We start from the raw sequence: 25,594 nt of genomic DNA on the forward strand, positions 1-25,594 counted from the left end.
TCTAGCAAAAATAAAAAATGCTTCCAGATTTACGGGAGCATTTTTTATTTCGTAATTTTGATAAAAATAAAATTTCATGGAATTATCTAATATAGAACCGCAAATAGTGTGGAAAAATTTCTCCAAACTTAATGCTGTTCCAAGACCTTCAAAAAAAGAAGAAAAAGTAATTGCTTTCATTAAAGGATTTGGTGAAAATCTAGGATTGGAAACTACGGTTGATGAAGTAGGAAATGTAATTATTAAAAAACCTGCCACTGCAGGAATGGAAAACCGTAAATCTATTGTGCTGCAATCGCATTTGGATATGGTTTGTCAGAAAAACAATGATGTAAATTTTGATTTCGAAACTGAAGGAATTAAAATGGAAATCGATGGAGATTGGGTAAAGGCAAAAGGGACAACTCTAGGAGCTGATAACGGTTTAGGAGTGGCTACTATTATGTCGATCTTAGAAAGTTCAGACATTCCGCATCCGGCTTTGGAAGCACTTTTCACAATTGATGAAGAAACTGGAATGACAGGAGCAATCGGTCTAAAACCAGGACAATTGACAGGTGAAATTTTATTAAACCTTGATACAGAAGAAGACGATGAAATTGACATCGGCTGCGCAGGTGGAATTGATGTTACGATTTCTCAAAACTATCAAACGCAAGCTTCAAACGGACAAATTGTAAGAATTGAAGTTAAAGGTTTGCAAGGCGGTCACTCCGGAATGGACATCCATAAAGGTTTCGGAAATGCAAATGTAATTTTAGGAAGATTACTTTACAAAGCTTTAGCAAAAGAAAATATTCAATTAATTTCTATCGACGGTGGTGGATTGAGAAATGCTATTCCGAGAGAAGGTGTTGCCATCGTTTCTGTGAGAAATGCTGAAGAATTTATTGAAGAAATTACGAATGGTCTTAAAAAAGAGATTCTAGAAGAATTTGCAACGGTTGAACCTGCTCTTCATATCAATATTGAAAATTCAACAAGCTCAGATAAAGCAATTTCGGAAGAAGATTCAAAGAAGATTATTTTAACATTAAAAGCTCTTCACAACGGTGTTTACAGAATGAGTCCGGATGTTAAAGATTTGGTAGAATCTTCAAACAACGTAGCAAGAGTTGAGTTAAAAGAAGGGGGGGTGAAGATTTTAAACCTTTCTAGATCATCGGTTGATTCTTCTAAAGATTCTGTGTCAGAACAGTTAAAATCTGTAGCAGAATTAGCAGGAATGAATACAGAATTCAGTGGTTCTTATCCGGGATGGAAACCAAAACCGGGTTCTGAAATCGTTCAGTTGATGGAAAAAATCTACATCGATAAATTCAAAGAAAAACCACAAGTTGTAGCTTGTCACGCAGGTTTAGAATGCGGAATCATCGGAGCAAATTATCCAGAAATGGAAATGGTGAGTTTCGGACCAACAATCAGAGGTGCTCACTCTCCTGACGAAAGAGCAAATATACCTTCTGCACAGAAATTCTGGAGTTTCCTAAAAGATATTTTAGCGAATATTCCTCAGAAATAAAATAATACATTGCTATATTGAATATCCAAAGTCGTTTGATTTTGGATATTTTTTTTAATGTTTTATATTTGATATTATAACCATAAAACTTAATATGAAAAAAGAAGAATTGATTACCAGAATTGATCTTATAATTGAAAAGGGAAATAATTTATTAGGATCCAAAAGATATTCTGAATTTTCAGATGATTTTGTAGATGAAGGATTACTTGCAGGATTCAAAACTTTATCATTATCCTTTATTGCAAATTTATATGGAGAAAACCATACTTATTATAAAGAGTTTATCAAAATAGTTGATCATAATTATTTTAATAAAGCTAAAGCTGGTGTAAATATTTTATACTCAATTAAACACGAAATTGAGTTAGATTGGTTAAAAAGTTTAAGAAAATTAGTCACATCAGAAGTATTTACTGATTTTTTAGAAATGGCTAAATATTTACTAGATGAAAAATACAAAGATCCTGCTGCAGTTATGATAGGCTCAGTATTAGAGGAACATTTAAGGAAATTATGTGAAAATTCTTTAATTGAAGTAACAATTAGTAAAGGAGATAATTATATTCCTAAAAAAGCTAATGTATTAAATGCAGAATTAACAAAAGATGGTGTTTATGGAGTATTGGAGCAAAAAAATATTACAGCTTGGCTAGATTTAAGAAATAGAGCAGCTCATGGAAAATACTCTGAATATACTATAGAACAAGTTAATTTAATGTATCAAGGTGTTTTAAACTTTATACTTCAAACAAGTTAATATCTAAAATTAATTTTATAAAAAACTCCCGAAGAAAATCTTCAGGAGTTTATATTTTTAAGTTAAAAACCTTTTAAGGATAAGGAGCAATCTCCACTTCAAGGCCCTCCATTTCTTCAACAATATGCAGCTGGCAACCCAGTCTGCTATTCTCCTTCACATGGTAAGCTTCTGCAAGCATTGCATCTTCTTCATCGCCCATTTCTACAAGTCCCGGATCACTGATCACGTATACCTGACATGATGCGCACATCGCCATTCCTCCACAAACTCCGATTGTTCCTTCTTCTGCTAATTCATACGAACGGATGATTTCCATTAAGTTCATGGACATATCCGTAGGAGCAACAATATCGTGAGTTACACCGTCTCTATCGGTGATTTTTATATTAATATCGTTCATTTTAGTTGATAGTTGATTGTCTTCTTTAGTTGATGGTAAAAGTTCGTTTTAACTAACAACTAATAACCGTCAACTGGCAACAAATTTAATCAATTTTTTTCACAACAGCTTTCTCAGCTTCTTTTCGGCTTCCGTCGAACCCGTCTACTCCACTTACAGTTGTATATTTTAATACGTATTTTTTACCCGGATTTAATCTGTTATAAACACTTTGGCACATCAATGTTGCCTCATGGAAACCACAAAGAATCAATTTCAATTTACCCGGATAGGTGTTGATATCTCCAATTGCGTAGATTCCATCGATATTTGTTTGATAATCTAATGCATTGTTAACAACGATTGCATTTTTCTCGATATTCAAGCCCCACTTAGAAATATCTCCCAATTTTGGAGTCAATCCGAATAATGGAATGAAATAATCAGTTTCAAGATCATAAGCTTCTTCACCATCTTTTACAACAGTGATCGATTCTACCTTTCCATCTCCTTTGATTCCTGTAACTTCAGCTGGAGTAATTAATTTAATCTTTCCTTGATTTTTAAGATCCTGTACTTTTTCTACAGAATCCAATGCTCCTCTGAACTCGTTTCTTCTGTGGATCAAAGTAACTTCACTTGCTACATTTGACAAGAAAATACTCCAGTCAAGCGCAGAATCACCACCTCCGGCAATAACTACTTTTTTATTTCTGAAATGTTCAGGCTCTTTAACGAAATATTCAAGACCTTTTTCTTCGTAATCAGCTACATTTTCAAAAGTTGGTTTTCTAGGTTCGAAAGTTCCCAAACCACCTGCAATTGCAATTGCTTTTGCTCTGTGAACAGTTCCTTTGTTGGTAATAACTTCAAACCACTCATCATCAACTTTTGAATAAGAAACCGCTGTTTCTCCCAATGTAAAACCAGGTTGAAACTGCTTGATCTGCTCCATTAAATTATCAATTAATTCCCCTGCATTCACCGAAGGATACCCCGGAATATCGAAAATAGGTTTTTTAGGATAAAGCTCAGTCAATTGGCCTCCAGGTTGAGGAAGTGCATCGATAATGTGACACTTCATTTTTAATAAACCTGCTTCAAAAACAGCAAAAAGTCCAGTTGGTCCGGCTCCTATGATCAATATATCAGTAGTTATCATAATAATAAGATAATTTAATTATAAGTATAGCTGCAAATTTACTAATTTTAATGCTAAGCATATTTAATTCAGTCTAAATAAAAAGCTGAGATTTATCAAATATCATTAAAAAAATAAAAACTTTAAATTTGGCAACCTTTTTGTTAATGCTCTTAGTATGAAGAAAATATTTAATATTTTAACTTTATTCATTTTCTGTTTGAGCAGTGCTCAGATAGATAATATCGCAAACGGCGAATCTTTAACCTTGAGAATCCATTATGGTTTTCTTAATGCCGGAACCGCAAATTTAACCACAAAAACAACTACTTATCAAGGAGTTCCGCATCTTTATGTAAAAGGAACTGGGTCTACAACGGGTGCTGTAAAAGCATTTTTTAAAGTAGAAGATTTGTATGAAAGTTTTATCAACATACAAACCGGACTTCCAAGTTTCTATGTAAGAAACGTAAAAGAAGGTGGATATACACAGCATTTTGAAACTGTTTTCAATCACGATAATCAAACTTTAATTTTAACCGATAAAAAAACTCCAGCTAATGGCTCTAAGGTTATAAAATCAGTAAAAGGAGTTCAGGATATGCTTTCCTGTTTCTATTATTTAAGAAGCAAAAGCCCGGCTGAATTGAAAGTCGGAACAGTAATCAACATGAACGTCTGGATTGATGATGAAATGTTTCCTTTCCAGTTAAAAGTAACAGGAACAGAAAATTTAAAGACAAAATTCGGAACCATTAACTGTTTAAAAATTATTCCGTCTGTAAAAAGCGGAAGGGTTTTCAAAGAAAAAGAAGGTGTGACGATGTGGGTTTCTAATGATGCGAATCACGTTCCGATGTTATTGAAAGCAGAATTGGCCGTAGGCTCTTTAAAAGCCAGTATTGATGACTTTAAAAATGTGAAATATCCTTTGAAATTCACAAAATAAAATATAGTTAGTTTTTTTAATTTTGAAAATGTCTGTAAAAATTTTTACAGACATTTTTGTTTTTAGATGTAATAAATTCTCTTTTTAGATTGTCTTGATTTTATAACACTAAGAACATGAGAACTAAATTACTGATCATTTGTCTGCTATTTCACTCATTGATAGCGTATTCTCAGAAAAAAGAAGATGATCATATTGTAAGAAAAAAAATTATTATCACTAAAACCTCATCATCACCAAAAATTGATGGAATTCCTGATGATGCAGAATGGCAAAACGCTCCCATTGCGACAAGTTTTATTGAAAGAAATCCAAATAATGGAAGACCTCAGCCAGATTCTTTAAAAACCGAAGTCAGAATTTTATATGATGATACCGGAATTTATTTTGCTGCTCAAATGTACGATCCAACTCCCAAAAAGATTGCAAAAGAATTAACGGAGAGAGACGGAATCAGCAATGATGATTTTTTTGGTCTTGCTTTAAATGGATATAATGACAAACAGCAAAGTCTGGAGTTTGTAGTAACTGCAGCAGGTGTGCAATATGATGCCAAATTAACGACTGACGGAGAAGATGATACCTGGAATTCCATTTGGTACAGTGGAGCAAAAATCAACGATAAAGGCTGGGCTGTTGAAATAAAAATTCCTTACTCCGAATTGAGATTTCCAAAGAATAATGTTCAGGAATGGGGAATGAATATGTTTAGAAAAATTCAGCGGACAAAAACTTTTTACGACTGGAATTTTGTAGATAATGCTAAAAACTCTTACACACTTTTTGATGGTATTTTACAAGGTATCGAAAACATCAATCCTCCTACCAGATTGTCTTTTACACCTTATTTTTCAAGTTACGTCAATAGTTTTGACGGAAAAACCACAACAAATTTCAATGGCGGAATGGATGTAAAATATGGAATTAATGATGCCTTCACTTTTGATATGACCTTAATTCCGGACTTTGGACAGGCTAATTTTGATAATTCTATTTTAAATTTAAGTCCGTTCGAGCAGCAATTTTCCGAGCAAAGAACTTTTTTCACTGAAGGAACCGAATTATTCAGCAAAGGCGGAATGTTTTACTCAAGAAGAGTCGGTGGAGAGCCTTCAAGATATCCAACAACACACGAAAACGAGGAAGTCTTAGAATATCCTGCAAAAGTAAAATTATTCAATGCTTTTAAAATTTCAGGAAGAACAAAAAAAGGGCTTGGAATTGGCTTTTTTAATGGAATAACTCAAAAAATGGAAGCTACAATTTTAAATAATGAAACAGGCGAAACCAGAAAAGAAGTTGTAGAACCATGGACGAATTATAATGTGTTAGTTTTCGATCAGAGATTCAACGGAAATTCATCGGTTTCCCTTGTAAACACCAATGTAACCAGAGAAGGAGATTTCCGGGATGCCAATTCCACAGGGATTCTTTGGGATTTAATCAACAAGAAAAATACCTACAAAACTTTCGGAAGTCTGAAAGGAAGTTGGGTGATGGATGAAGGAACAAAATTTGGAAGTCGTGCAGAAGCCGGAGTTGAAAAAATTGCAGGAAAACACCGTTTTTCATTAAACGGAAACGCCACAACAAAAGATTGGGATATTAATGATCTTGGATTTTCAACTAAGACCAATTTTGCGAATTATAATGCTTGGTACGGTTACAGAATTTTACAGCCAACAGAGAAATTCAACAATATTTACTTGAATTTTAATCTAAATTATTTTCATCGAATTGAACCATTCTTAAACTCAAATTTTGTTTTCAATAATAACAATAGTTTTACTGATAAAAAGTTCAGAGTTTTCGGTGGTGGAATTGAATTTACTCCTTTCGGGCAAAATGATATTTACGAACCCAGAACCTTTGGAAGACACCTTAAAATTCCCGGATATTTTGATTCTTGGGTTTGGTTTGAAAGTGACAGCAGAAAAAAACTGCAGTATAATTTTACGGTCGATTATTATGCATTTGATGAAAAAGGAAGAAATCAGGTTTTCACTAATTTCGGATTGCGTTACAGATTTTCGGATAAATTTAATGTAAACTGGAGTTTTAATCCAAGTTTCAGCAACAATGAAACAGGTTTTGCCGGAAAAAGTGACACGGATATTTTCATCGGAAGAAGACAAAGAAATACGTACGAAAATGCTTTAACCTCAAAATATACTTTTAATGAAAAAATGGCTTTAACATTAACTTTCAGACATTATTTTTCAGATGTTACTTATAAAAACTTTTATACTTTAAACCAAGACGGAAGTCTAGCCGAAACCAATAATTTCACCAAAAACCTTGATGGAACTTACAATGCCTGGAATGTTGATCTAAGATTTTCGTGGTGGTTTGCGCCCGGAAGTCAGTTGACATTATTATACAGAAATGCAACTTCAAATTATCTTGAAATGTCAAGATTGAATGTGGGGAAAAATTATGATACACTCTTCAGCGAACCAATGGTGAATAATTTTTCGTTAAAGCTGACCTACTTTTTAGACTATAATCGAGTAAAAACCTGGACGAAAAAGAAGAATATGAAAAGTTAGTTTGATGCTTCAACAGGCTTAATACCATCTTTAATACGAGCTGTTTAATTATGTATTATTCCGAACCAATGTCATGTGGAGCTGCGTTGAAGCATCTTTTAAGAATAATAAGTACTGTATAAGTTTTTTAATAATCAGTTTTTAATTACGTTTTGTTTCTAAGGTCAGTAATTAAAAACAAAAAACCTCCGGAAATTTTCGGAGGTTTTGTTTTCATTCACTTGTGCAAAAAAATAATTTTTTTTTCTCATTTTGTTGATACAAAGATACCAACATCAAAGTGTATTATTGTTTTAAATAGCGTAGATATATATCGGTTGGGTTATAGATATTTTTCTATAAAAAAACCTCCGAAGTTGTCGGAGGTTTAATTTTTATTATAAAGTTTTAAACTGTTCCAATGTTCGGATATCATTTTCGAAGAACATTCTGATATCACTCATTTGGTAAAGAAGCATTGTAATTCTTTCAATACCCATTCCGAATGCGTATCCTGAATATTTCTCAGAATCAATGTTTACATTCTTCAAAACGGCAGGATCTACCATTCCACAACCCATGATTTCTAACCAACCTGTTCCTTTTGTAATTCTGTAGTCAGTTTCAGAGTTTAATCCCCAATATACATCAATCTCAGCACTTGGCTCTGTGAAAGGGAAATAAGAAGGTCTCATTCTGATTTTAGACTTACCGAAAAGCTCAGTCGTAAAGAACTGGATCGTTTGCTTCATATCTGCAAAACTTACGTTCTCGTCAATATACAAACCTTCAATCTGGTGGAAAATACAGTGCGAACGTGAAGAAATTGCTTCATTTCTGAATACTCTTCCCGGAGATAAAATTCTGATCGGCGGCTGATTTTCTTCCATGTAACGAATCTGTACAGAAGAAGTATGCGTTCTCAACAAAAGATCTGGATTTTGCTCGATAAAGAAAGTATCCTGCATATCTCTTGCCGGATGGTATTCAGGAAGATTAAGGGCTGTAAAGTTGTGCCAGTCGTCTTCGATCTCCGGTCCGTCTGCAACAGCAAATCCGATAGATTTAAAAATCTCGATAATTCTGTTCTTCACCACATTAATTGGATGTCTTGAACCCAAATCCAATGGAAAAGCAGGTCTCGTAAGATCTTCTTTTTCTAAAATAATAGAAGATTCAGACGATGTTTTCAAATCTTCCAATTTTACAGCAACCGCTTGCTTTAGAGTATTGATCTTCTGCCCGAATTCTTTCTTCTGGTCGTTCGGTACTTCTTTAAATTTTTCAAAAAAATCATTCAGAACACCTTTTTTACCATTGTACTTAATTCGGAAGTTCTCTATCTCCTCTCTAGATGTAGCATTAAAGCCGTTTACTTCAACAAGTAGTTCTTCTATCTTTTCTATCATTATTCTACACTTTCAAAAATGTTTTGCAAAAATACGGTTTTTAAGTTTAATAATTTATTTGAACCAAAAAAAATCTGCCTCTTTTCGGAGGCAGACTTCAATCACTTATTTCACTTAAATAAAAAAATTATTTTTTTTCTAAAGCTTTAACGTTGATCTGAAGAGTTACCTCATCCTTGATGACTCCGTTTTCAGCAGGAGCCTGGAATTTCACGCCAAACTCTTCTCTTTTAATATCCTTAGGCTCAGTTGCAACGCTCACTACTCCATCTTTTACAGAAACATTGGCTTTAAACTGAGTAGGTTTTGTAATTCCTTTAATCGTTAAGTTACCGTCTAGCAATGTGTTGTAATCACCCTCCGCAGCCGGAGTAACTTTTGTGATTTCATAAGAAGCTGTGGGAAATTTTTCTACTTCGAAGAAATCTCCGCTTTTCAAATGACCATTTAATTTTCCTAACTGATCAGCATCGTCTTTTAAATCAACTGATGTTAAAGAATTCATATCAGCAACAAATTTTCCGCTTTCAAGTTTACCGTCTTTTACTGTGACGTCACCACTTTCAAACTTAATCGTTCCGAAATGGCTAGTATTTTCAGATTTAAAGACTTTATATCCTTTCCACTCCACTTTACTGTTTAAAGTATCCAATGTAAACTGGCTACCGTCCTTAGTTGTTGCAACTTCATTACTTTCGCTTGTAAGAGGTTTGTCTTTATTACAAGAAACCACTACAACCGCAGTAAAAAGAGCAGGAATAGCTAACGAAAACAGTTTTTTTCTCATTTTTGATATATTTTTATTCTACCTGTAAATATAATAAAATATTTTATTTTTTCCTAAAATCGCTACATTTGTAATATGCTATTAGAAATAAACAATTTATACTTCTCACATACCAAAGACAAACCGCTGTTTCAGAACCTCAACATCAAGTTTGAAGAGGGAAAGATCATCGCATTGGCGGGGGAAAGCGGTTGTGGAAAATCTACCTTATTAAATTTGATTTACGGACTTCTCGACTGGGAAAGTGGTGAAATTATTTTTAACGAAACCAAACTTTTCGGGCCAAAAGGAAACTTAGTTCCCGGTGAAGCGGAAATGAAATTTGTGGCTCAGAATTTTGATCTGATGCCCTATTCTACCGTGGCTGATAATGTGGGAAAATTTATTTCTAATATTGATCTGAAAAAGAAAAAAGAAACCGTAACCGAACTTCTGGAAGTTGTTGGATTGGAAGAATTTGCAACTATTTTACCTAAATACTTAAGTGGTGGTCAACAGCAAAGAGTTGCCATTGCAAGGGCACTTTCTGTACTTCCGAAGCTTTTAATTTTAGATGAACCTTTCAGTAATCTGGATTTTCCCAGAAAGATTGAACTTCGTGAAAAATTGTTCAGATATGTGAAAGAACATAATATTTCTCTGATCATTTCCACTCACGAATTGCAGGATATTATGCCTTGGCTTGACCAGATTGTTATTCTTCAGGAAGGAAGATTAATTCAGAATGAAAGTCCGGAAGAAACGTATAGAAATCCTTACAATTCTTATGTTGCAAAGCTTTTTGGGGAAGTGAATATTTTCAATGAAAGTGAAATTTCAGATTTAAAACTTTCTAAATTTTCTTATTATCCGAAAGAGGTTACAATTTCTGAAAATGGTTTTGAAGCAGAGGTTTTAGAAAGTCGATTTGCAGGAAATCATTATTGGAATAAGTTGAAAATGGAGGATAAGGAACTTGTTGTTTATACTGATGGAAAGCTTGAAAATCTGGTTAATATTTCTTTTGATTAAGGTTTTAAGCATACAGTTTGTCATTCAGTAAGAATCCCAACAACGCTATTTATTACATGATACTAATTTTAATTTTGTTGAAATGAGATTGCTTCTTTGCTTCGCTACTCGCAATGACAAAAAATAATGATGGCGACGAATGCCCTAGCCCCGATTGAAGAGAAAATCCTTTTTTGAAAAAAAAGATTGTAACGGAAAGCGGGAAACAGCTTCTAAAAATCATAATTACCACATTTACTAACAGTTATTATTAATTTGTGGATAAAAAAGGTTATAATCTATCAATCTTTTTCTTAGATTTGTAGTACCACAGCATAAGGAAATTTTTGGTTAATTCTCTTTCATCCATTAGGCGGACATTAGCAGGCTCTGCAATTAAGTCTTCGAAAGATAACACTGTCCAATTCTTTCCTTTTTTTTGTGGAATTTAGGCAGCAAACATGGAAAAGCTTACTGCCTAAAGCCTATTGCTTACAGCGTAATTACGCTTTCTTTACAAATTCAGATTTCAAAGCCATTGAACCGAAACCATCAATTTTACAATCAATATTATGGTCGCTGTCTGGTCTTAAACGAATATTTTTCACTTTAGTTCCTGCTTTTACCGGTTTTGGAGCGCCTTTTACAGGAAGATCTTTAACAACAACTACAGAATCACCGTCTTGTAATTCATTTCCGTTAGCATCAAGGATTTTTCCTTCGTTTGAAGCTTCAGAAGCTGCTTCTTCAGGATTCCATTCGTAGAAACATTGAGAACAAACCGTCATGTTATCGCTTGGATAAGTAAATTCGGAACCACATTTCGGGCAAAGTACAGTATCACTCATATTTTTTAATTTTTGCAAAGGTAAAATTTTATAATTAATCAGTTGGAAGCTTAAGTTGAGAGATGGAAGTTATTGTCTAGTGAAAAACTCATAATTCATAACTTATAAATCATAACTAATACCATTTATAATTTTCGTATTTTTGCAGATTCAAAACAGGAGAAGCAATTTATGGAACTTATTCACAGAAACTTAGCGATCGGAATTCACGATGCTTTACAAGAAACATTTTTCGAGAAAAATAAATACGCCGATAAAGTAATCGAAAGACTTTTAAAAGCTCACAGAAAATGGGGAAGCCAGGATAGAGCCGTTGTTTCTGAGATTTTCTATAATATCATCCGTTGGAAAAAACGTCTGGAATATTATATGGGAGAAGGCGTAAAACCTGATAATATTTACAAACTAATTATCGCATATTTACTTTGGAGCAAAACAAATTATAAAAGATTTGAAGAATTTGAAGGAATAAAAATCGCTGATATCACCACTAAGCTTAAAAAAGGAACTGTTCCTACCAAAGCAATTGAGCATTCTATTCCTGAATGGTTGGTTGAGACTTTGGAAAGAGAATTAGGTCCAATTTGGGAGAAAGAAATGAAAGCTCTGAATGAGCGCGCTCCTACCGTTTTAAGAGCTAATGCTTTAAAAACTACACCAAGAGAACTTATTTCTGACCTAGAATCTGACAATATTGTTTCTTACACTGTAAAAAATTATCCAGATGCAGTACAATTGGAAGAGAAAAAGAATGTTTTTCTTACAACTGCATTTAAAGACGGATTATTTGAAGTTCAGGATGCGACTTCTCAAAAAATCGGATATTTCCTTGATGTAAAAGAAGGACAAAGAGTTGTGGATGCTTGCGCAGGTGCAGGTGGAAAAACGCTTCACTTAGCTGCTTTAATGGGCAATAAAGGACAAATTATCGCTTTAGATATCTACGAATGGAAATTAGCTGAGCTAAAGCGTCGTGCAAAAAGAGCCGGAGCCCACAACATTGAAACACGTATGATTGCTGACAACAAAGTAATCAAACGTCTTCATGAGAAAGCCGACAGATTATTGATCGATGCGCCATGTTCAGGTCTGGGAGTTTTGAAAAGAAACCCTGACAGTAAGTGGAAAATCGACCAAGATTTTATCGATAGAATTAAAAAAGAACAACAGCAAATTCTTCAGGATTATTCTAAAATTCTTAAAAAAGGCGGAAAAATGGTGTATGCAACATGTTCTATCCTACCTTCTGAGAACAATTTACAGGTTGAAGAATTCTTGAAAAATAATGCAGATTTTAAAATGGTTAAAGAAGAAAAAGTAATGCCTAGCGAAGGGTATGATGGATTCTACATGGCTTTGATTGAAAGACTTGCTTAAACATTAGCTTAACATTATCAAAATACATTAACTACTCTATTTTTTGGAGTAGTTTTTTGTTGATATCATACAGATAAAAATATTCGCTCGTATCGTATAAAATAATTCTACTGCCTAGCTTCTCTCTTACTAAATTGAATACATACCAACCTTTCTTTTCAACATTTATTTTCGGAGAAGTATTTTCTTCTATTCCGTCAAAATAAGTAAATGTATTTTTATTATTAAAAATTAGAAAATAATCACAATCAAAAGAAGTAATATAGTATCTAAAATCTAGAACTTTATAAGTTACATAATAGTTTTTATAAACATTGTCTTCCTTCAAATCTTTTGTGCTTTTTGCAAATATAAATTCGTTATTCTTCCATGAAATTTGAGTTCCTAATGAGCCATTATCTAATAAAATAACTTCTTCATTAATTATATCATCAACTAACTTTGATTCTTTTTTTATTATTTTCTGTATAAAATCTTTCGTGTTTACTAAAATTGACAATTTATTTTTTTCACCAAAGTAATAATCTGTAGGAACCAACTTTTTATTAAGTTTCTTTCTATTTAGAATAGAATATTCAATTAATTTTAAAACATCAACAACCTGAACTTCATTACCAATAATCCTGATTGACAAACCTTTATTATTACTTTTAAGAACTGCTCCATCTTCTAATACTGCAACTTTATATTGTGAATTATTATTTTCTAAAATAAAAAATTTTTGATTTGGATTATGAGCGTAATAAGTTCTGTGTTCTATTAAAATCGTATCAGAATATCCCAATCTTTCAGAAATTACTTTTGAAAATCTTCCTATAATCTGAATTTTAAGCTCTTCAGATTCAATTGTTTTTTCTCCAAAATTAAAACTCGATGAAAAATATGTTTTCACATTTCCAAAAGTTCCAACTCTCACTTTTGACGTATGTGCCGATATAAAGCATGATGAAAATAGAAATAAAAAAAGCAGAAAAAATCGCTTCATGGTTATTATTTTTTGTTTGAACGTAACAATCATGTAAATATTTCATACCTATTAATAAAAGCTATTTTGAAAATTCACAAAGTTGATATTATGTTAACTAAATTTTATCTTTGTGATAAACCTACTCTATTATGCGCAAAAGAATTTTATTCAGTTTTTTTACCTTCTTTTTATTTTGTTTGACGTTTGCTCAGACATACGAAATCCAATACATCAGTTCTTACAACGGAAAAGTATTGACCGATCAAACTCCGACTTTAGTCTGGGCTAATGAAAAGGAAAATTTTATCTTAAATAACAAAATCAGAGAACAAAAAAGCGATTATCCTTTTGAAATAACGAAAATCGAAAAACCTTCAAATACTATTGTTTCTTATGGATTTTTAAAGCCTAACGAAATTATTTCAACTTCTGATGTAGAATCTGTAGGAAAACAAACTTTTGAATTCACAAACGAAACGAAAAAAATTCTAGGTTATAATTGCAAGAAAGCGGTTACAAAAATCAATTCAAACACCATTGAAGTTTGGTATACGAATGATTTAAAAATCAAAGGTGGACCGTCAACTTTAGGTCAAAACTTAGGATTGGTGTTGGAAGTTGAGCGTAATAAAAATTCTGTGATAACAGCCAATTCAATTAAAAAAGTTAAGAAAACAGATATTGAAACTTTATTAAAAGGTCCTATAAATTCTACAGATTTATTAGGTTATAAAGATCTTCTTTGGAAAAGCAGATTTACTACTTTAAAAGTTTTTGAAAATGAAACTATTAATTTTTCTGATCAATCAAAATCAGATGAACAGATAAAAAGATTCGCCAACGGAACAATTATACTTAAAAAAATTAAGTTCCCAAAAATCTCAGAAGGTGAACTAATTTTTGCTGAACTTAAGCAACAGTCCAACGGCGACGCTTACGACAGAACCGGAACCGTTTTCTTTATTCCGCAAGATAAATCTCAATCTTTCTTTGACGGATTAGAAAAAGGAGCAAAAACACTTCCTCTTTATGACAACGGCAACGGAAAGCAGTATTATGGTATAACTTCAACCGAAAATTATACTCCTGCAACCGAAATGATGAGATTTTTTACCGCTTTTGGTACTCAAAAATTTAATCACATTGAATTAAAAGGAAAAACGTGGCAAACAATCACACCTTATCGTCAAGATATCACTGAATTAAAACCTTCCCTTTCTGAAAAAGAACTTTGGATCGGTACTTTTATTGGTAACTATGACAAAGGCGGTCACAAAGTAAGTTTGGAAATAACAATTCACAAAAGTGATCAGGCTGTGAATAAAAATAACACGGTCATTCCACTTTTCAATACACTCAACATTATGGAAATGGCCGGACAGGACTATTCAACCATGTTCAATAACCATAAAGGGCTTTTTGTAGAATTTACGTTACAAAAAGATTTGAAAAATGCACAGCTGAGATATACAACTACAGGCCACGGCGGTTGGGAAAATGGAGACGAATTTGTTCCTAAAGCCAATTCTATATTCCTTGATGGGAAAATGGCGTTTTCTTTTGTTCCATGGAGATCGGATTGCGGATCTTACCGACTGTATAATCCTGCATCTGGAAATTTCCCGGACGGACTTTCATCATCAGACCTAAGCAGATCAAACTGGTGCCCGGGAACTGTTACCAATCCAAACTTTATTCCTCTTGGAGATTTAAAAGCAGGGAAGCACACCATTCAGGTAAAAATACCTCAGGGACCAACGGAAGGAACAAGTTTCAGTTCGTGGAATGTATCAGGCGTTTTACTTGGGTCCCAATAAAACAAAACCTTCTTGCAATGGGATTGCAAGAAGGTAAAAACACAAATGATGAAAAAAAATTATTTCGAGCCACAAAGTAAGGGCAAAAATTCGTATAATTAATTAACATAGATTAATAAATATTTCATTTTTATTTCGTATGTAATAATGAATTAATATGTAGATGTGAAAAATATTAATCAAAATCGCCATAATTAGTACATTTAATTAATATTTTACCGTTAAACAATTTATTAAGTTAAAATTTTTCACATTTATGTATTTTTTGTTGTTATTTTTAAATTACAATTCTATTTTTGCTTTAAATAAATGATAAAAAATGTGTGGAATCGTATGTTTGTTTGATGCAAAACAAAAAACCGAAATATTAAGACCTCAAGTTTTAGAAATGTCAAAAAAAATTCGTCACAGAGGTCCGGACTGGAGTGGCGTATTTCAAAATGAAAAAGTAGTTTTCTCTCACGAAAGACTTGCTATTGTAGATCCTACTTCAGGAAAGCAGCCTTTATTTACAAAAGACGGGAACGTTGTTTTAGCGGTAAACGGAGAGATTTATAACCATAGAGAATTAAAGGAAGAATTTCCTGATTATGAATTTCAAACGCAGTCAGATTGCGAAGTTATTTTAGCTCTTTATAGAAAATACGGGAAAAATTTCATCGAAAAACTAAATGGGATTTTCGCTTTTGCTCTTTATGACATAGAAAATGATGTTTATCTGATCGCCCGTGATCACATGGGAATCTGTCCATTATATCAAGGTTGGGACAAAAACGGAAACTATTATGTAGCTTCTGAACTAAAAGCGTTGGAAGGAGTTTGCAAAACTATTGAAACTTTTTTACCCGGATATTTTGTTTTCAGCCCGGATGGAACTGAACTTCAACAATGGTACACAAGAAACTGGGAAAGTTTTGATCATGTAAAAGATAACGAAACTGATATTTCTAAGATCAGAAAAGGACTTGAAGATGCCGTTCACAGACAATTAATGAGTGATGTTCCTTACGGCGTGCTTCTTTCAGGAGGTTTGGATTCTTCTGTTATTTCTGCAATTACCGCAAAATTTGCAAGACAAAGAATTGAAAGTGGCGATACTCAGGAAGCTTGGTATCCAAGATTACACAGTTTTGCTGTTGGTTTGGTAGGCTCACCCGATCTTATTGCTGCAAAAAAAGCTGCAGAACATATCGGATCAATTCATCATGAAGTTAATTTCACTGTTCAGGAAGGTCTGGACGCTGTTCGTGATGTAATTTATCACTTGGAAACTTATGATGTAACAACCATCAGAGCTTCTACTCCGATGTATCTTTTGGCAAGAGTTATTAAATCAATGGGAATAAAAATGGTGCTTTCCGGTGAAGGTTCCGATGAATTATTCGGTGGATATTTGTATTTCCATAAAGCTCCGAATGCAAAAGAATTCCATGATGAAACGGTAAGAAAATTAGGAAAACTTCACCTTTACGATTGCCTGAGAGCCAACAAGGCGTTAATGAGCTGGGGAATTGAAGGTCGTGTACCTTTCTTAGACAAAGAATTCATGGATATTGCGATGGCTGTTAATCCAAAAGATAAAATGATCAACGTTGCTGAAGGAAAAATCGAAAAATGGGTTCTAAGAAAAGCATTTGAAGATTTACTTCCCGAATCTATAGCGTGGAGACAAAAAGAGCAGTTCTCGGACGGCGTTGGTTATTCATGGATCGATACCTTAAAAGAAGTTGCTGAAAAAGAGGTTTCTGACGAAATGATGACTAATGCGAAATTCAGATTCCCATTAAATACTCCTCAAAACAAAGAAGAGTATCGTTACAGAACAATTTTTGAAGAACATTTCCCAAGTGAAACGGCTGCAGCTACGGTTCCATCTGTTCCATCTGTTGCGTGTTCCAGCCCAATTGCTTTGGAATGGGATGAAGCTTTCAAAAAAATGAACGATCCGAGCGGAAGATCTGTAAAAGTTCACGAAACTTCATATGAATAAAAGGGTTTAGGGTTTAGGGTTTAGGGTTTAGGGTTTAGGAAAATAGAATTTAAAACAGTAAGCTAAAAACCTAATTTTTAAGCCCTGAATCCTATTACCTAACAATAAAATTTATCAATCCTGTAGCGATACAGGATTTTCTTTTGAAAAACTAATAATAAATTGATATAATTTAACTGACAATCAAAAATATTATCTAATAAATAATTATATTTGGAAAACGAAAAATCAATTTTATAAAAATGAGAAGAAACATTACTATCTTTTTTGCTTTATTATCTATAACTTTTACCTTTGGTCAGGGTAAATTTGGTAAATATCTTAACTCAAAAAAACTTGCTTTAACATACAAAAGCGTAAAGGATAATGAAAAGGATGATTATTATCAACAATTCTATTGGCTTGCAAAAGCTGAACAGCTAAAAACGTATCCACACCTTAAGGATGTTAAGCCTAAGGTTTTGTATGAGTTTGTGAAAAAAGTAAATCCTCAAAATCCAACAAAAAAACTGGATGCAAGAGGTAAAGAATTAAGAGCAACAGCAGAATTATCTTTAAATCAATATTTTAAAAATAAAAATTTCGAGAATAACAATGTCTTAATGTTAAACTTAGAGACGTATGTTGATCCTTCTCAGGGAGAATATTTCACAAAAGTAGATCCTGAAAAAATCAAGGAATTGGTACCGAAAGAATTATTTGCTTTCAACTCTTTGAACAAAAAAACTCAGGAAGAGAAAACTTATTATCTTTGGATCAATAAGAAAAAAGATGATTTCAATATTGTAGATATCATTCCTGAAGAGAAAGAAAACAAAGCTTTCTATGCAAGAGTGAAGCAGTATCTTCCAAGTTATAAATTCTCTAAATATGTACCTTCAGTTAAAAAAGGAACTAAAACAGATAAAACAGATGTAGATTTTTACTACATCATGCCTTTTGAACAGAATACTGATAACATTGAATACAAAACAACGGATTTCAAAACTTACGAACTAAGCCAGTACAGAAAAGCTGGTGACGAGTGGAAAGGAGTAGAAAAGCCTAGAAAATAAATCAAAAAGTCTTGTGAAACATCGCAAGACTTTTTTGTTGAAATCAATTCTAAATTTGCTATTCCCAAGGAATCTAGACTTAGTTTATTATTTTACATAAAATCTTTGTTTAAAAAACTCATTAAGGAATAAATATTGCTTTAAAAAAGAACAATTCTTTGAACAAAAACAAATCTGAAAAGTTTTCATTTTCAGTAAAAATCATATGTCAGAAGTAAGTGAACAACCCAAAACATCCATAAAAAAAATCCTTCCACTGATTCTTGCCACTGCGATTTTCATGCAGATGCTGGATTCCACAATTTTAAATACTTCCCTGCCTTCCATCGCAAAAGACCTACAGGAATCTCCACTTAACATGCAGAACGCAATCATCAGTTACGTTCTTACACTAGCAGTTTTTATGCCGGCAAGCGGTTTTTTGGCCGATCGTTTTGGAACAAGAAAAGTTTTTATTTTTTCGTTAATACTTTTCAGTTTGGGTTCGTTTTTTTGTGCTATTTCGCAAAACCTTACGCATTTGGTGATTGCCCGAGTAATTCAGGGTGTTGGGGGAAGTTTAATGACTCCCGTCGGAAAATTAGCTTTAATTAAAACTTTCGATAAAAATGAATTATTAAAAGCAATGAATTTCGCCATCATTCCTGCTTTGATTGGTCCTGTTTTAGGTCCATTAGTCGGAGGTTACATGGTAGATTATCTTTCGTGGCACTGGATTTTCTTAATTAATATTCCGTTCGGTATCATCGGAATTATTTTAGGTGTCAAATACATGCCTAATTACAAATCTGAGTCCCCCGATTTCGATTTAAAAGGCTTCTTGATCTTTGCGGCAGCCTCTCTCCTACTTTCCATTTCGTTAGAACTTTTTGGAGATCTTCAAAATACAACTCCCGTTTTGGTCGTGTTTATTTTAGGATTTTTATTCATGTATTATTATTACAGACATGCAAAAAGAGGTGGAAATCCTATTTTTCCGTTAAATCTTTTTTAGGTAAGAACATTTCGTGTTGGCGTTGTAGGAAACTTGGCAACGCGAGTAGGAATCAGTGCTATTCCATTATTATTACCGCTAATGATTCAGATTGCGTACAAACAATCCGCGGTAACTTCCGGCTGGATTATCGCGCCGATGGCTTTAACCGCCATGTTTGGAAAATCTTATGTCATTAAAATTTTAGATACTTTCGGTTATCGAAAAACGTTGATGGTCAACACTTTCATCATCGGAACTTTAATCTGTTTATTAGCTATTCCGAATATTCACACTTCTTTATATTGGTTTGTACCGATTATTGCCGTTTTGGGATTCTTCAATTCGATTCAATTCACCTCAATGAACACCATTTCCATTGCAGATTTGCGAAACTTTCAAACAAGCAGTGGAAACTCATTAATATCCGTCAATCAACAACTTGCCATTGGTTTTGGGATCGCATTTGGTTTAATTGTTTTAAAATTATATGAAAATACAGATTTAATCGAAGGAGAAATACACAACGCTTTCCGATATACATTTCTGACTGTCGGAATTTTAACCATCATTTCCGGACTTGTTTTCAGAAGACTTCATGTCTCAGATGGAAAAAACATGAAATCAAAAGAGGATTAAAATTAGAGATTCCACCAATTTAATTAATATTTTTTGAAGCTGTTTCCCGCTTTCCGCTACAATCTTTTTTTTCAAAAGGACTTTCGCTGCAATCGCGGCTAGGGTATTTGCCCAGTATTTGACATTTCAAGTAACCGCAAAGTTTGTCATCCCACAGGGATCTAGAATCGAATCTTTCCACATAATAAACCTCACAGGTTTTGAAAACCTGTGAGGTTTGTCATAATACAAAAAATTATATTTCAACATCTCCCATTTTCGCATCTCTTAACTTCAGAACAAGCCAACTACTTATCACACATCAATGCATCTGATTTTCAACTTTAATAACTTTGCTTATATAAAATCAACACTATTATGGCAACTAAAAAAGTAGAAATCGTAGTATCTCCAAAACCTGCACATTTTGTGGGTGACGGTTTTAGGGTGCATAATTTTATTCCGGGCGTACAAGGATTGGATATGAAGAGAATGGATCCTTTCATTATGCTCGATTATAATTCAAAATTTCATTTCAACGGAACAGAAACACCAAGAGGAGTCGGTGTACACCCTCACAGAGGTTTTGAAACCGTAACTATAGCTTATCAAGGCAGAGTTGAGCATCACGACAGCGCAGGAGGCGGAGGAATTATCGGTGAAGGCGATGTACAATGGATGACCGCTGCAAAAGGCGTACTTCACAAAGAATATCATGAAACCGAATGGGCAAAAACAGGCGGAATTTTCCAAATGGTTCAGCTTTGGGTAAATCTTCCTTCAGTATACAAAATGAGTTGTCCAAAATATCAGGCAATCAAAAATTCCGATATGGAAAAAGTAGATCTTGGTGACAACGGAATCATAGAAATCATCGCAGGAGAATATAACGATCATAAAGGCCCTGCATTTACTTACAGTCCGGTTCACATGATGAATGCAAAATTAAAAACAGGAGGAAAAGCGGAGTTCAATTTTCCTGCAAACTTTAATACCGCAGCTTTGGTTGTTGAAGGAAGTATCATCATAAACGGAGAAGAAAAAGCACCATCAGATCATTTGGTATTATTCCAGAATGAAGGCGAAAATTTCACCATTGAAGCATCTGAAGATTCAATTGTATTAATCATCAGCGGAATGCCTTTAGACGAACCTATTTATCCACATGGCCCGTTTGTAATGAATTCAAAAGAAGAAATTATGCAGGCTTTTGAGGATTATAATTTGGGAAGATTTGGATATTTGGCGGATTAATTTTTAATTATTTCTTACCTTTATAATTGAGTTTTTGGATAATCGCAAAGACGCAAAGTTAATTAACAACTGATTATTTTAAGGCGCAAGGATTTTATCTGCGATAAAATTGATTGAGTATAAAACAACTATCAAATTAAATAGGATTAGAAATTGAAAATCTTCGATTTTCTTGCGCCTTAAAACAGAATAATTAAAAAATTCTTTGCGTCTTTGCGTTTATCCAACAAGAATCTATTCAACTTTAATTTTCATTAAAGTACCATAACCATTGGAAATATTGATTACATTAGCGTAAACAAAAATTGAAAAAACAACTTTAGCCATGTCAAACATCGGACTTATTATAGAAGAAAAATCAGCAGATATAGGAAACTTTTTAGTGGGAAGATTATTGCCTTTCCGTGAAAAAAGAGCAGTCGGACCTTTCGTTTTTATCGATCATATGGGACCATCTGAATTAAAAGATTATCAAAATCTTGATGTTCCGCCACATCCGCATATCGGACTTTCAACCTTAACTTATCTTTTGGAAGGATCAATTTTCCACAGAGACAGCATCGGAAGTGCTCTTGAAATTAAACCAGGCGCCGTAAACTGGATGACCGCAGGAAAAGGTGTTGTTCACTCAGAAAGAACCCCTGAATATTTAAGACATACCGATAAAAAACTTCACGGATTTCAAATCTGGGTCGGACTTCCAAAACATTTAGAACAAAGTGAACCAACCTTTCATCATATCGAAGCGAATGAAATTCCGGTTTGGGAAGAAGGTAATATTCAATATAAATTAATTGCAGGAGAAGCTTTTGGAAGAACATCTCCGGTTCCTGTTCACAGTAAATTATTTTTTATTGAAATTAAAACAAAAACGGCTCAAAAAATCAGCATCGGAAAAGATCTTTACGGTGAAGCTGCCATGTATGTTTTGGACGGAACCGTTACTACAGACGGAAATTCTTACGGTTCAAAACAATTAATGATCGCCAAAGAAACCAAACTTTGTGAGTTCGAAATGAGCGAAAACGGAACTGTTTATCTTTTCGGAGGAGAACCTTTTGATGAAGAGCGTTTTATATTCTGGAATTTTGTAAATTCAGACAAAGAATTAATCGATCAGGCGAAAGTAAATTGGAACGACCAAAATCACGATGCTTTTCCTTTAGTTCCAGGCGATGAACACGAATTTGTGCCACTTCCAAAAGCTATTTTAAACAGAAAATAAACTTTAAAATCTCAGAATTTTCACTCATAAATCCTAAATAAATGAATAGAATAATCCTTGTATTCTTAATAATTACATCCTTTTTAAGTAATGCTCAGACCGTAAATGAGCCTAAAAACAATCCTGAAGAATGGTCAAAACCTTATGAGCCGTTCAGAATTGCAGGAAATTTATATTATGTAGGAACTTACGATTTGGCATCTTATCTAATTGTTACTGATAAAGGGAACATTCTTATCAACACAGGATTAGCGGGCTCGTTTCCAATGATCAAGAATAGTATTAAAAAACTTGGTTTTAATTATAAGGACATAAAAATTCTTACTTTGACACAGGCTCATTTTGACCACATGGGAGCAATGGCTGACATAAAAAAAGAAACAGGCGCTAAATTGTATGTTGATGAAAAAGATGCAGAAGAATTAAAAAGCGGCGGTAAATCAGACTACGAACTAGGAAAATACGGAGTAACTTTTAAACCAGTAACTCCTGACTATCTTTTGAAAAATAATGCTAAAATAAAACTCGGGAATACGACCCTGACTTTACTTCATCATCCGGGACATACAAAAGGATCTTGTAGTTTTTTATTCGAAACCAAAGATAAAAATCAAACCTATAAAGTTTTAATTGCCAATTTGCCTTCGATCATTATTGATGACAAAAAATTCTCTGAAGTAAAAACGTATCAAACGATTCAGAAAGATTATGGTGATACATTTAAAGCGATGAAAAATGTGAATTTTGACATTTGGGTAGCCTCTCATGGAAGTCAGTTTGGTCTGCACACAAAACGAAAAGAAGGAGATGCTTACAATCCGAAACTATTTGCAGATAAAGAAGTCTATTTTCAAAAACTTGAAAAATTAGAAGCAGATTATCAGGAAAAAGTAAAACAAGATTCACCAGAAAAATAACAGAAAGTATTAAATAATGAAAATATTAGCATTTGCAGGAAGTACCTCTTCCACTTCAATTAACAGAGAATTGGTAAAATTTGTTTTGAAAGATTTTCAGGATGAAGAAATTAATTTAATTGATCTTAATAATTTCACGATGCCTACTTTTTCTGTTGATCTGGAAAAGAAAGGTTTTCCGGATGAAGCGCACAACTTTTTAAAGCAAATAGAAGAATGCGACGTGATTATTTGTTCGCTTGCAGAACATAACAGATCGTATAGCGCAGCTTTTAAAAACGTTTTCGATTGGGCTTCAAGAATTAATGTTAAAGTTTTTCAGAATAAGCCAATGCTTTTGATGAGTACTTCTCCCGGAGGTTACGGCGGAGGAAATGTGATGAATACGGCAAAAACGTTCTTTCCAAACTTTGGAGCTGATATTAAAGATACTTTTTCTCTTTCTAAATTTTACGAAAACTTCGATTTAGAAAGTGGCGTCATCAATCCGGAAATGCTTAAAGAATTAAAGGAAAAAATTGAAAATTTTAAAATTCAGGTTAAAAACTAATGACAAAAGGAAGATTAGAGGCTTTCAGTGACGGCGTTTTAGCTGTTATTATTACAATTATGGTGCTTGAATTAAAAGTACCGGAAGGAACTAATTGGGAAAGTTTGAAACCTCTTATTCCAAAGTTTTTGGCTTATATTTTTAGTTTTATTTATATCGGAATCTATTGGAATAACCATCATCATTTGTTTCAGGCTGTAAAAAAAGTGAACGGAAATATTCTTTGGGCCAATCTTCATTTGTTATTTTGGCTTTCATTAATGCCCGTCGCCACAGAGTGGATTGGTGAAACTCATTTTGCAAAAAATCCAGTAACAGTTTATGGCATAGGATTAATAATGGCTGGGATTGCGTATACCATTCTGGAAAATTTAATTATAAAAAATGAAGGCGAAAACTCGAAGATAAAAGAAGCAATACATTCTAAATTTAAAGAGTATATATCGATTATTTTTTATATTTCAGGGATCGTGACTTCGTTTTTTTATCCTTATATTGCAATAGGTTTTTATTACGCCTCTGCTTTGCTATGGCTCGTTCCCGACAAAAGAATTGAAAGATCATTAAAAGAAGATTAGTATGGAAACACACGAATACATCAATGGAGAAATCACTGTTATCTGGCAACCTCAAAAATGTATCCATTCAACAGTTTGCGTGAAAACTCTTCCAAAAGTTTATAATCCAAAAGAAAGACCTTGGATAAAAGTTGAAAATGCAACTCCTCAAGAACTTAAAAATCAAATAGACCTGTGCCCTTCCGGAGCATTAAGTTATAAATTCAAGACACAACAATAATGGGAGTAACCGTAAAAGCAGTTTTAGGAAAAGAAAAATATTACACCGAAGTAACGGCTGGCGAAAACCAACTGATCACGGATGAACCTGTAGATAAAGGCGGACAGAATAAAGGTTTTAATCCTTTTGAAATCCTGGCAACATCATTAGCAAGCTGTACCGCAGCCACATTAAAAATGTACATCGACCGAAAAGAATGGGATGTAGAAAAAATAAATGTAGAAGTAGAACTTGAAAATTTTCCTTTGACAAAACTTTGTGTTTTCAAAAGAAATATCAGTTTTGAAGGCACAAATCTTGACGAAGAACAGATGAAAAGGCTTCATTTGATAGCTGATGCATGCCCTGTACACAAAATATTAACTCACGATATAGAAATTCAAACCAAATTTTCATAATATGATAGAAGTAAAACAAACCAACGACGAAAAACACGGAAGTTTTGAAGCTTTCATAGACGGGATCTCAGCAGGAAAAATGACTTACACTTGGGCGGGTGAAGAAAGATTCATCATCGATCACACCGAGGTAGGCGAAGAACACAACGGAAAAGGTGTTGGTAAAGAAATGCTTTTGGCTGCGGTAGAATTCGCAAGGCAAAATGGCAAGAAAATCATTCCGCTTTGTCCGTTTGCTAAGGCTAGTTTCCAGAAAAGTGAAGAACTTCAGGATGTTTTAGTTAATTAGTTTTAAATTAAACACAGAAAATAAATCAACCTTTCAGTTATCAATACTGA

Annotated in this window: 25 protein-coding genes; 19 read left to right on the forward strand and 6 right to left on the reverse strand. The window is 33.5% G+C overall.

Annotated elements, in window-relative coordinates:
* Window positions 1-76 precede the first annotated feature (76 nt).
* The gene (locus AC1Q7L_RS12270) at window positions 77-1,522 is read left to right on the forward strand and encodes an aminoacyl-histidine dipeptidase (protein WP_492306199.1); all 1,446 of its coding nucleotides are present in this window, start codon (window positions 77-79) and stop codon (window positions 1,520-1,522) included.
* Window positions 1,523-1,616: 94 nt separating this feature from the next.
* The gene (locus tag AC1Q7L_RS12275; protein ID WP_492306200.1) at window positions 1,617-2,282 is read left to right on the forward strand and encodes a hypothetical protein; all 666 of its coding nucleotides are present in this window, start codon (window positions 1,617-1,619) and stop codon (window positions 2,280-2,282) included.
* Window positions 2,283-2,355: 73 nt separating this feature from the next.
* On the opposite strand, the gene AC1Q7L_RS12280 is transcribed toward AC1Q7L_RS12275, so the two are convergent.
* Window positions 2,356-2,685, reverse strand: coding sequence for a 2Fe-2S iron-sulfur cluster-binding family protein (locus AC1Q7L_RS12280; protein ID WP_072409557.1), 330 nt, complete (start codon window positions 2,683-2,685; stop codon window positions 2,356-2,358).
* Window positions 2,686-2,770: 85 nt separating this feature from the next.
* Window positions 2,771-3,826 carry an NAD(P)/FAD-dependent oxidoreductase gene (locus tag AC1Q7L_RS12285; RefSeq protein ID WP_073291081.1) on the reverse strand — a complete coding sequence of 352 codons (1,056 nt, stop codon included), beginning with the start codon at window positions 3,824-3,826 and terminating at the stop codon, window positions 2,771-2,773.
* 157 nt (window positions 3,827-3,983) lie between these two features.
* Between AC1Q7L_RS12285 and AC1Q7L_RS12290 the strand changes: the two genes are divergently transcribed.
* Entirely contained in the window at window positions 3,984-4,754 is a 771-nt protein-coding gene (locus tag AC1Q7L_RS12290; RefSeq protein WP_492306201.1) for a DUF3108 domain-containing protein, read from the forward strand.
* Window positions 4,755-4,870: 116 nt separating this feature from the next.
* The gene (locus tag AC1Q7L_RS12295) at window positions 4,871-7,303 is read left to right on the forward strand and encodes a DUF5916 domain-containing protein (protein WP_492306202.1); all 2,433 of its coding nucleotides are present in this window, start codon (window positions 4,871-4,873) and stop codon (window positions 7,301-7,303) included.
* A gap of 377 nt (window positions 7,304-7,680) precedes the next feature.
* Here the strand turns inward: AC1Q7L_RS12295 and pheS are convergent, their stop codons facing one another.
* Both pheS and AC1Q7L_RS12305 read right to left on the reverse strand, forming a co-directional pair.
* Entirely contained in the window at window positions 7,681-8,691 is a 1,011-nt protein-coding gene (pheS, locus tag AC1Q7L_RS12300; RefSeq protein ID WP_054511197.1) for a phenylalanine--tRNA ligase subunit alpha, read from the reverse strand.
* 127 nt (window positions 8,692-8,818) lie between these two features.
* The gene (locus AC1Q7L_RS12305; protein ID WP_492306203.1) at window positions 8,819-9,478 is read right to left on the reverse strand and encodes a YceI family protein; all 660 of its coding nucleotides are present in this window, start codon (window positions 9,476-9,478) and stop codon (window positions 8,819-8,821) included.
* A 75-nt stretch (window positions 9,479-9,553) separates the two neighbouring features.
* Here AC1Q7L_RS12305 and AC1Q7L_RS12310 point away from each other — a divergent pair, with 75 nt between their 5' ends.
* Entirely contained in the window at window positions 9,554-10,489 is a 936-nt protein-coding gene (locus tag AC1Q7L_RS12310; protein ID WP_492306204.1) for a sulfate/molybdate ABC transporter ATP-binding protein, read from the forward strand.
* Window positions 10,490-10,971: 482 nt separating this feature from the next.
* Here AC1Q7L_RS12310 and AC1Q7L_RS12315 read toward each other — a convergent pair whose 3' ends face one another.
* The gene (locus tag AC1Q7L_RS12315; protein WP_410693221.1) at window positions 10,972-11,316 is read right to left on the reverse strand and encodes a zinc ribbon domain-containing protein YjdM; all 345 of its coding nucleotides are present in this window, start codon (window positions 11,314-11,316) and stop codon (window positions 10,972-10,974) included.
* 171 nt (window positions 11,317-11,487) lie between these two features.
* On the opposite strand from AC1Q7L_RS12315, the gene AC1Q7L_RS12320 reads away from it, so the two are divergent.
* Window positions 11,488-12,693, forward strand: coding sequence for an RsmB/NOP family class I SAM-dependent RNA methyltransferase (locus AC1Q7L_RS12320; protein WP_410693220.1), 1,206 nt, complete (start codon window positions 11,488-11,490; stop codon window positions 12,691-12,693).
* A 31-nt stretch (window positions 12,694-12,724) separates the two neighbouring features.
* Here the strand turns inward: AC1Q7L_RS12320 and AC1Q7L_RS12325 are convergent, their stop codons facing one another.
* The gene (locus AC1Q7L_RS12325; RefSeq protein WP_492306205.1) at window positions 12,725-13,678 is read right to left on the reverse strand and encodes a hypothetical protein; all 954 of its coding nucleotides are present in this window, start codon (window positions 13,676-13,678) and stop codon (window positions 12,725-12,727) included.
* 131 nt (window positions 13,679-13,809) lie between these two features.
* Between AC1Q7L_RS12325 and AC1Q7L_RS12330 the strand changes: the two genes are divergently transcribed.
* The 13 genes from AC1Q7L_RS12330 to AC1Q7L_RS12390 all read left to right on the forward strand — a co-directional run bounded on the left by AC1Q7L_RS12330 (window position 13,810) and on the right by AC1Q7L_RS12390 (window position 25,544).
* Window positions 13,810-15,477: a GLPGLI family protein gene (locus AC1Q7L_RS12330; RefSeq protein WP_492306206.1), complete on the forward strand. Its 1,668-nt coding sequence runs from the start codon at window positions 13,810-13,812 to the stop codon at window positions 15,475-15,477.
* Between the two features lie 319 nt (window positions 15,478-15,796).
* Complete coding sequence (asnB, locus tag AC1Q7L_RS12335; protein ID WP_492306207.1) at window positions 15,797-17,467, forward strand: asparagine synthase B; 1,671 nt, start codon at window positions 15,797-15,799, stop codon at window positions 17,465-17,467.
* A 242-nt stretch (window positions 17,468-17,709) separates the two neighbouring features.
* Window positions 17,710-18,522 carry a hypothetical protein gene (locus AC1Q7L_RS12340; RefSeq protein ID WP_410693217.1) on the forward strand — a complete coding sequence of 271 codons (813 nt, stop codon included), beginning with the start codon at window positions 17,710-17,712 and terminating at the stop codon, window positions 18,520-18,522.
* Between the two features lie 205 nt (window positions 18,523-18,727).
* The gene (locus tag AC1Q7L_RS12345) at window positions 18,728-19,516 is read left to right on the forward strand and encodes an MFS transporter (RefSeq protein WP_492306208.1); all 789 of its coding nucleotides are present in this window, start codon (window positions 18,728-18,730) and stop codon (window positions 19,514-19,516) included.
* A 33-nt stretch (window positions 19,517-19,549) separates the two neighbouring features.
* Window positions 19,550-20,134 (forward strand): MFS transporter, encoded by a 585-nt coding sequence (locus AC1Q7L_RS12350; RefSeq protein WP_492306209.1) that lies wholly within the window; start codon window positions 19,550-19,552, stop codon window positions 20,132-20,134.
* 357 nt (window positions 20,135-20,491) lie between these two features.
* Window positions 20,492-21,367 carry a pirin family protein gene (locus AC1Q7L_RS12355; protein WP_492306210.1) on the forward strand — a complete coding sequence of 292 codons (876 nt, stop codon included), beginning with the start codon at window positions 20,492-20,494 and terminating at the stop codon, window positions 21,365-21,367.
* Between the two features lie 325 nt (window positions 21,368-21,692).
* Window positions 21,693-22,592, forward strand: coding sequence for a pirin family protein (locus AC1Q7L_RS12360; protein WP_492306211.1), 900 nt, complete (start codon window positions 21,693-21,695; stop codon window positions 22,590-22,592).
* Between the two features lie 41 nt (window positions 22,593-22,633).
* A complete protein-coding gene (gene bla / locus AC1Q7L_RS12365; protein WP_492306212.1) occupies window positions 22,634-23,509 on the forward strand; it encodes a subclass B3 metallo-beta-lactamase in 876 nt (291 codons plus the stop codon).
* A 16-nt stretch (window positions 23,510-23,525) separates the two neighbouring features.
* Entirely contained in the window at window positions 23,526-24,059 is a 534-nt protein-coding gene (locus AC1Q7L_RS12370) for an NADPH-dependent FMN reductase (RefSeq protein ID WP_410693212.1), read from the forward strand.
* Window positions 24,059-24,637, forward strand: coding sequence for a TMEM175 family protein (locus AC1Q7L_RS12375; protein ID WP_492306213.1), 579 nt, complete (start codon window positions 24,059-24,061; stop codon window positions 24,635-24,637). The genes AC1Q7L_RS12370 and AC1Q7L_RS12375 overlap by 1 nt, the downstream gene beginning before the upstream one ends.
* A 1-nt stretch (window position 24,638) precedes the next feature.
* On the forward strand, window positions 24,639-24,857 hold the full coding sequence (locus AC1Q7L_RS12380) for a (4Fe-4S)-binding protein (RefSeq protein WP_066751522.1): 219 nt from the start codon (window positions 24,639-24,641) through the stop codon (window positions 24,855-24,857).
* Entirely contained in the window at window positions 24,857-25,255 is a 399-nt protein-coding gene (locus tag AC1Q7L_RS12385) for an OsmC family protein (RefSeq protein WP_066751525.1), read from the forward strand. Before AC1Q7L_RS12380 ends, AC1Q7L_RS12385 begins: the two co-directional genes overlap by 1 nt.
* A gap of 1 nt (window position 25,256) precedes the next feature.
* A complete protein-coding gene (locus AC1Q7L_RS12390; RefSeq protein WP_410693210.1) occupies window positions 25,257-25,544 on the forward strand; it encodes a GNAT family N-acetyltransferase in 288 nt (95 codons plus the stop codon).
* Window positions 25,545-25,594: the final 50 nt, after the last annotated feature.

The organism is Chryseobacterium sp. GW823-FHT05E08 (genome assembly GCF_058795655.1).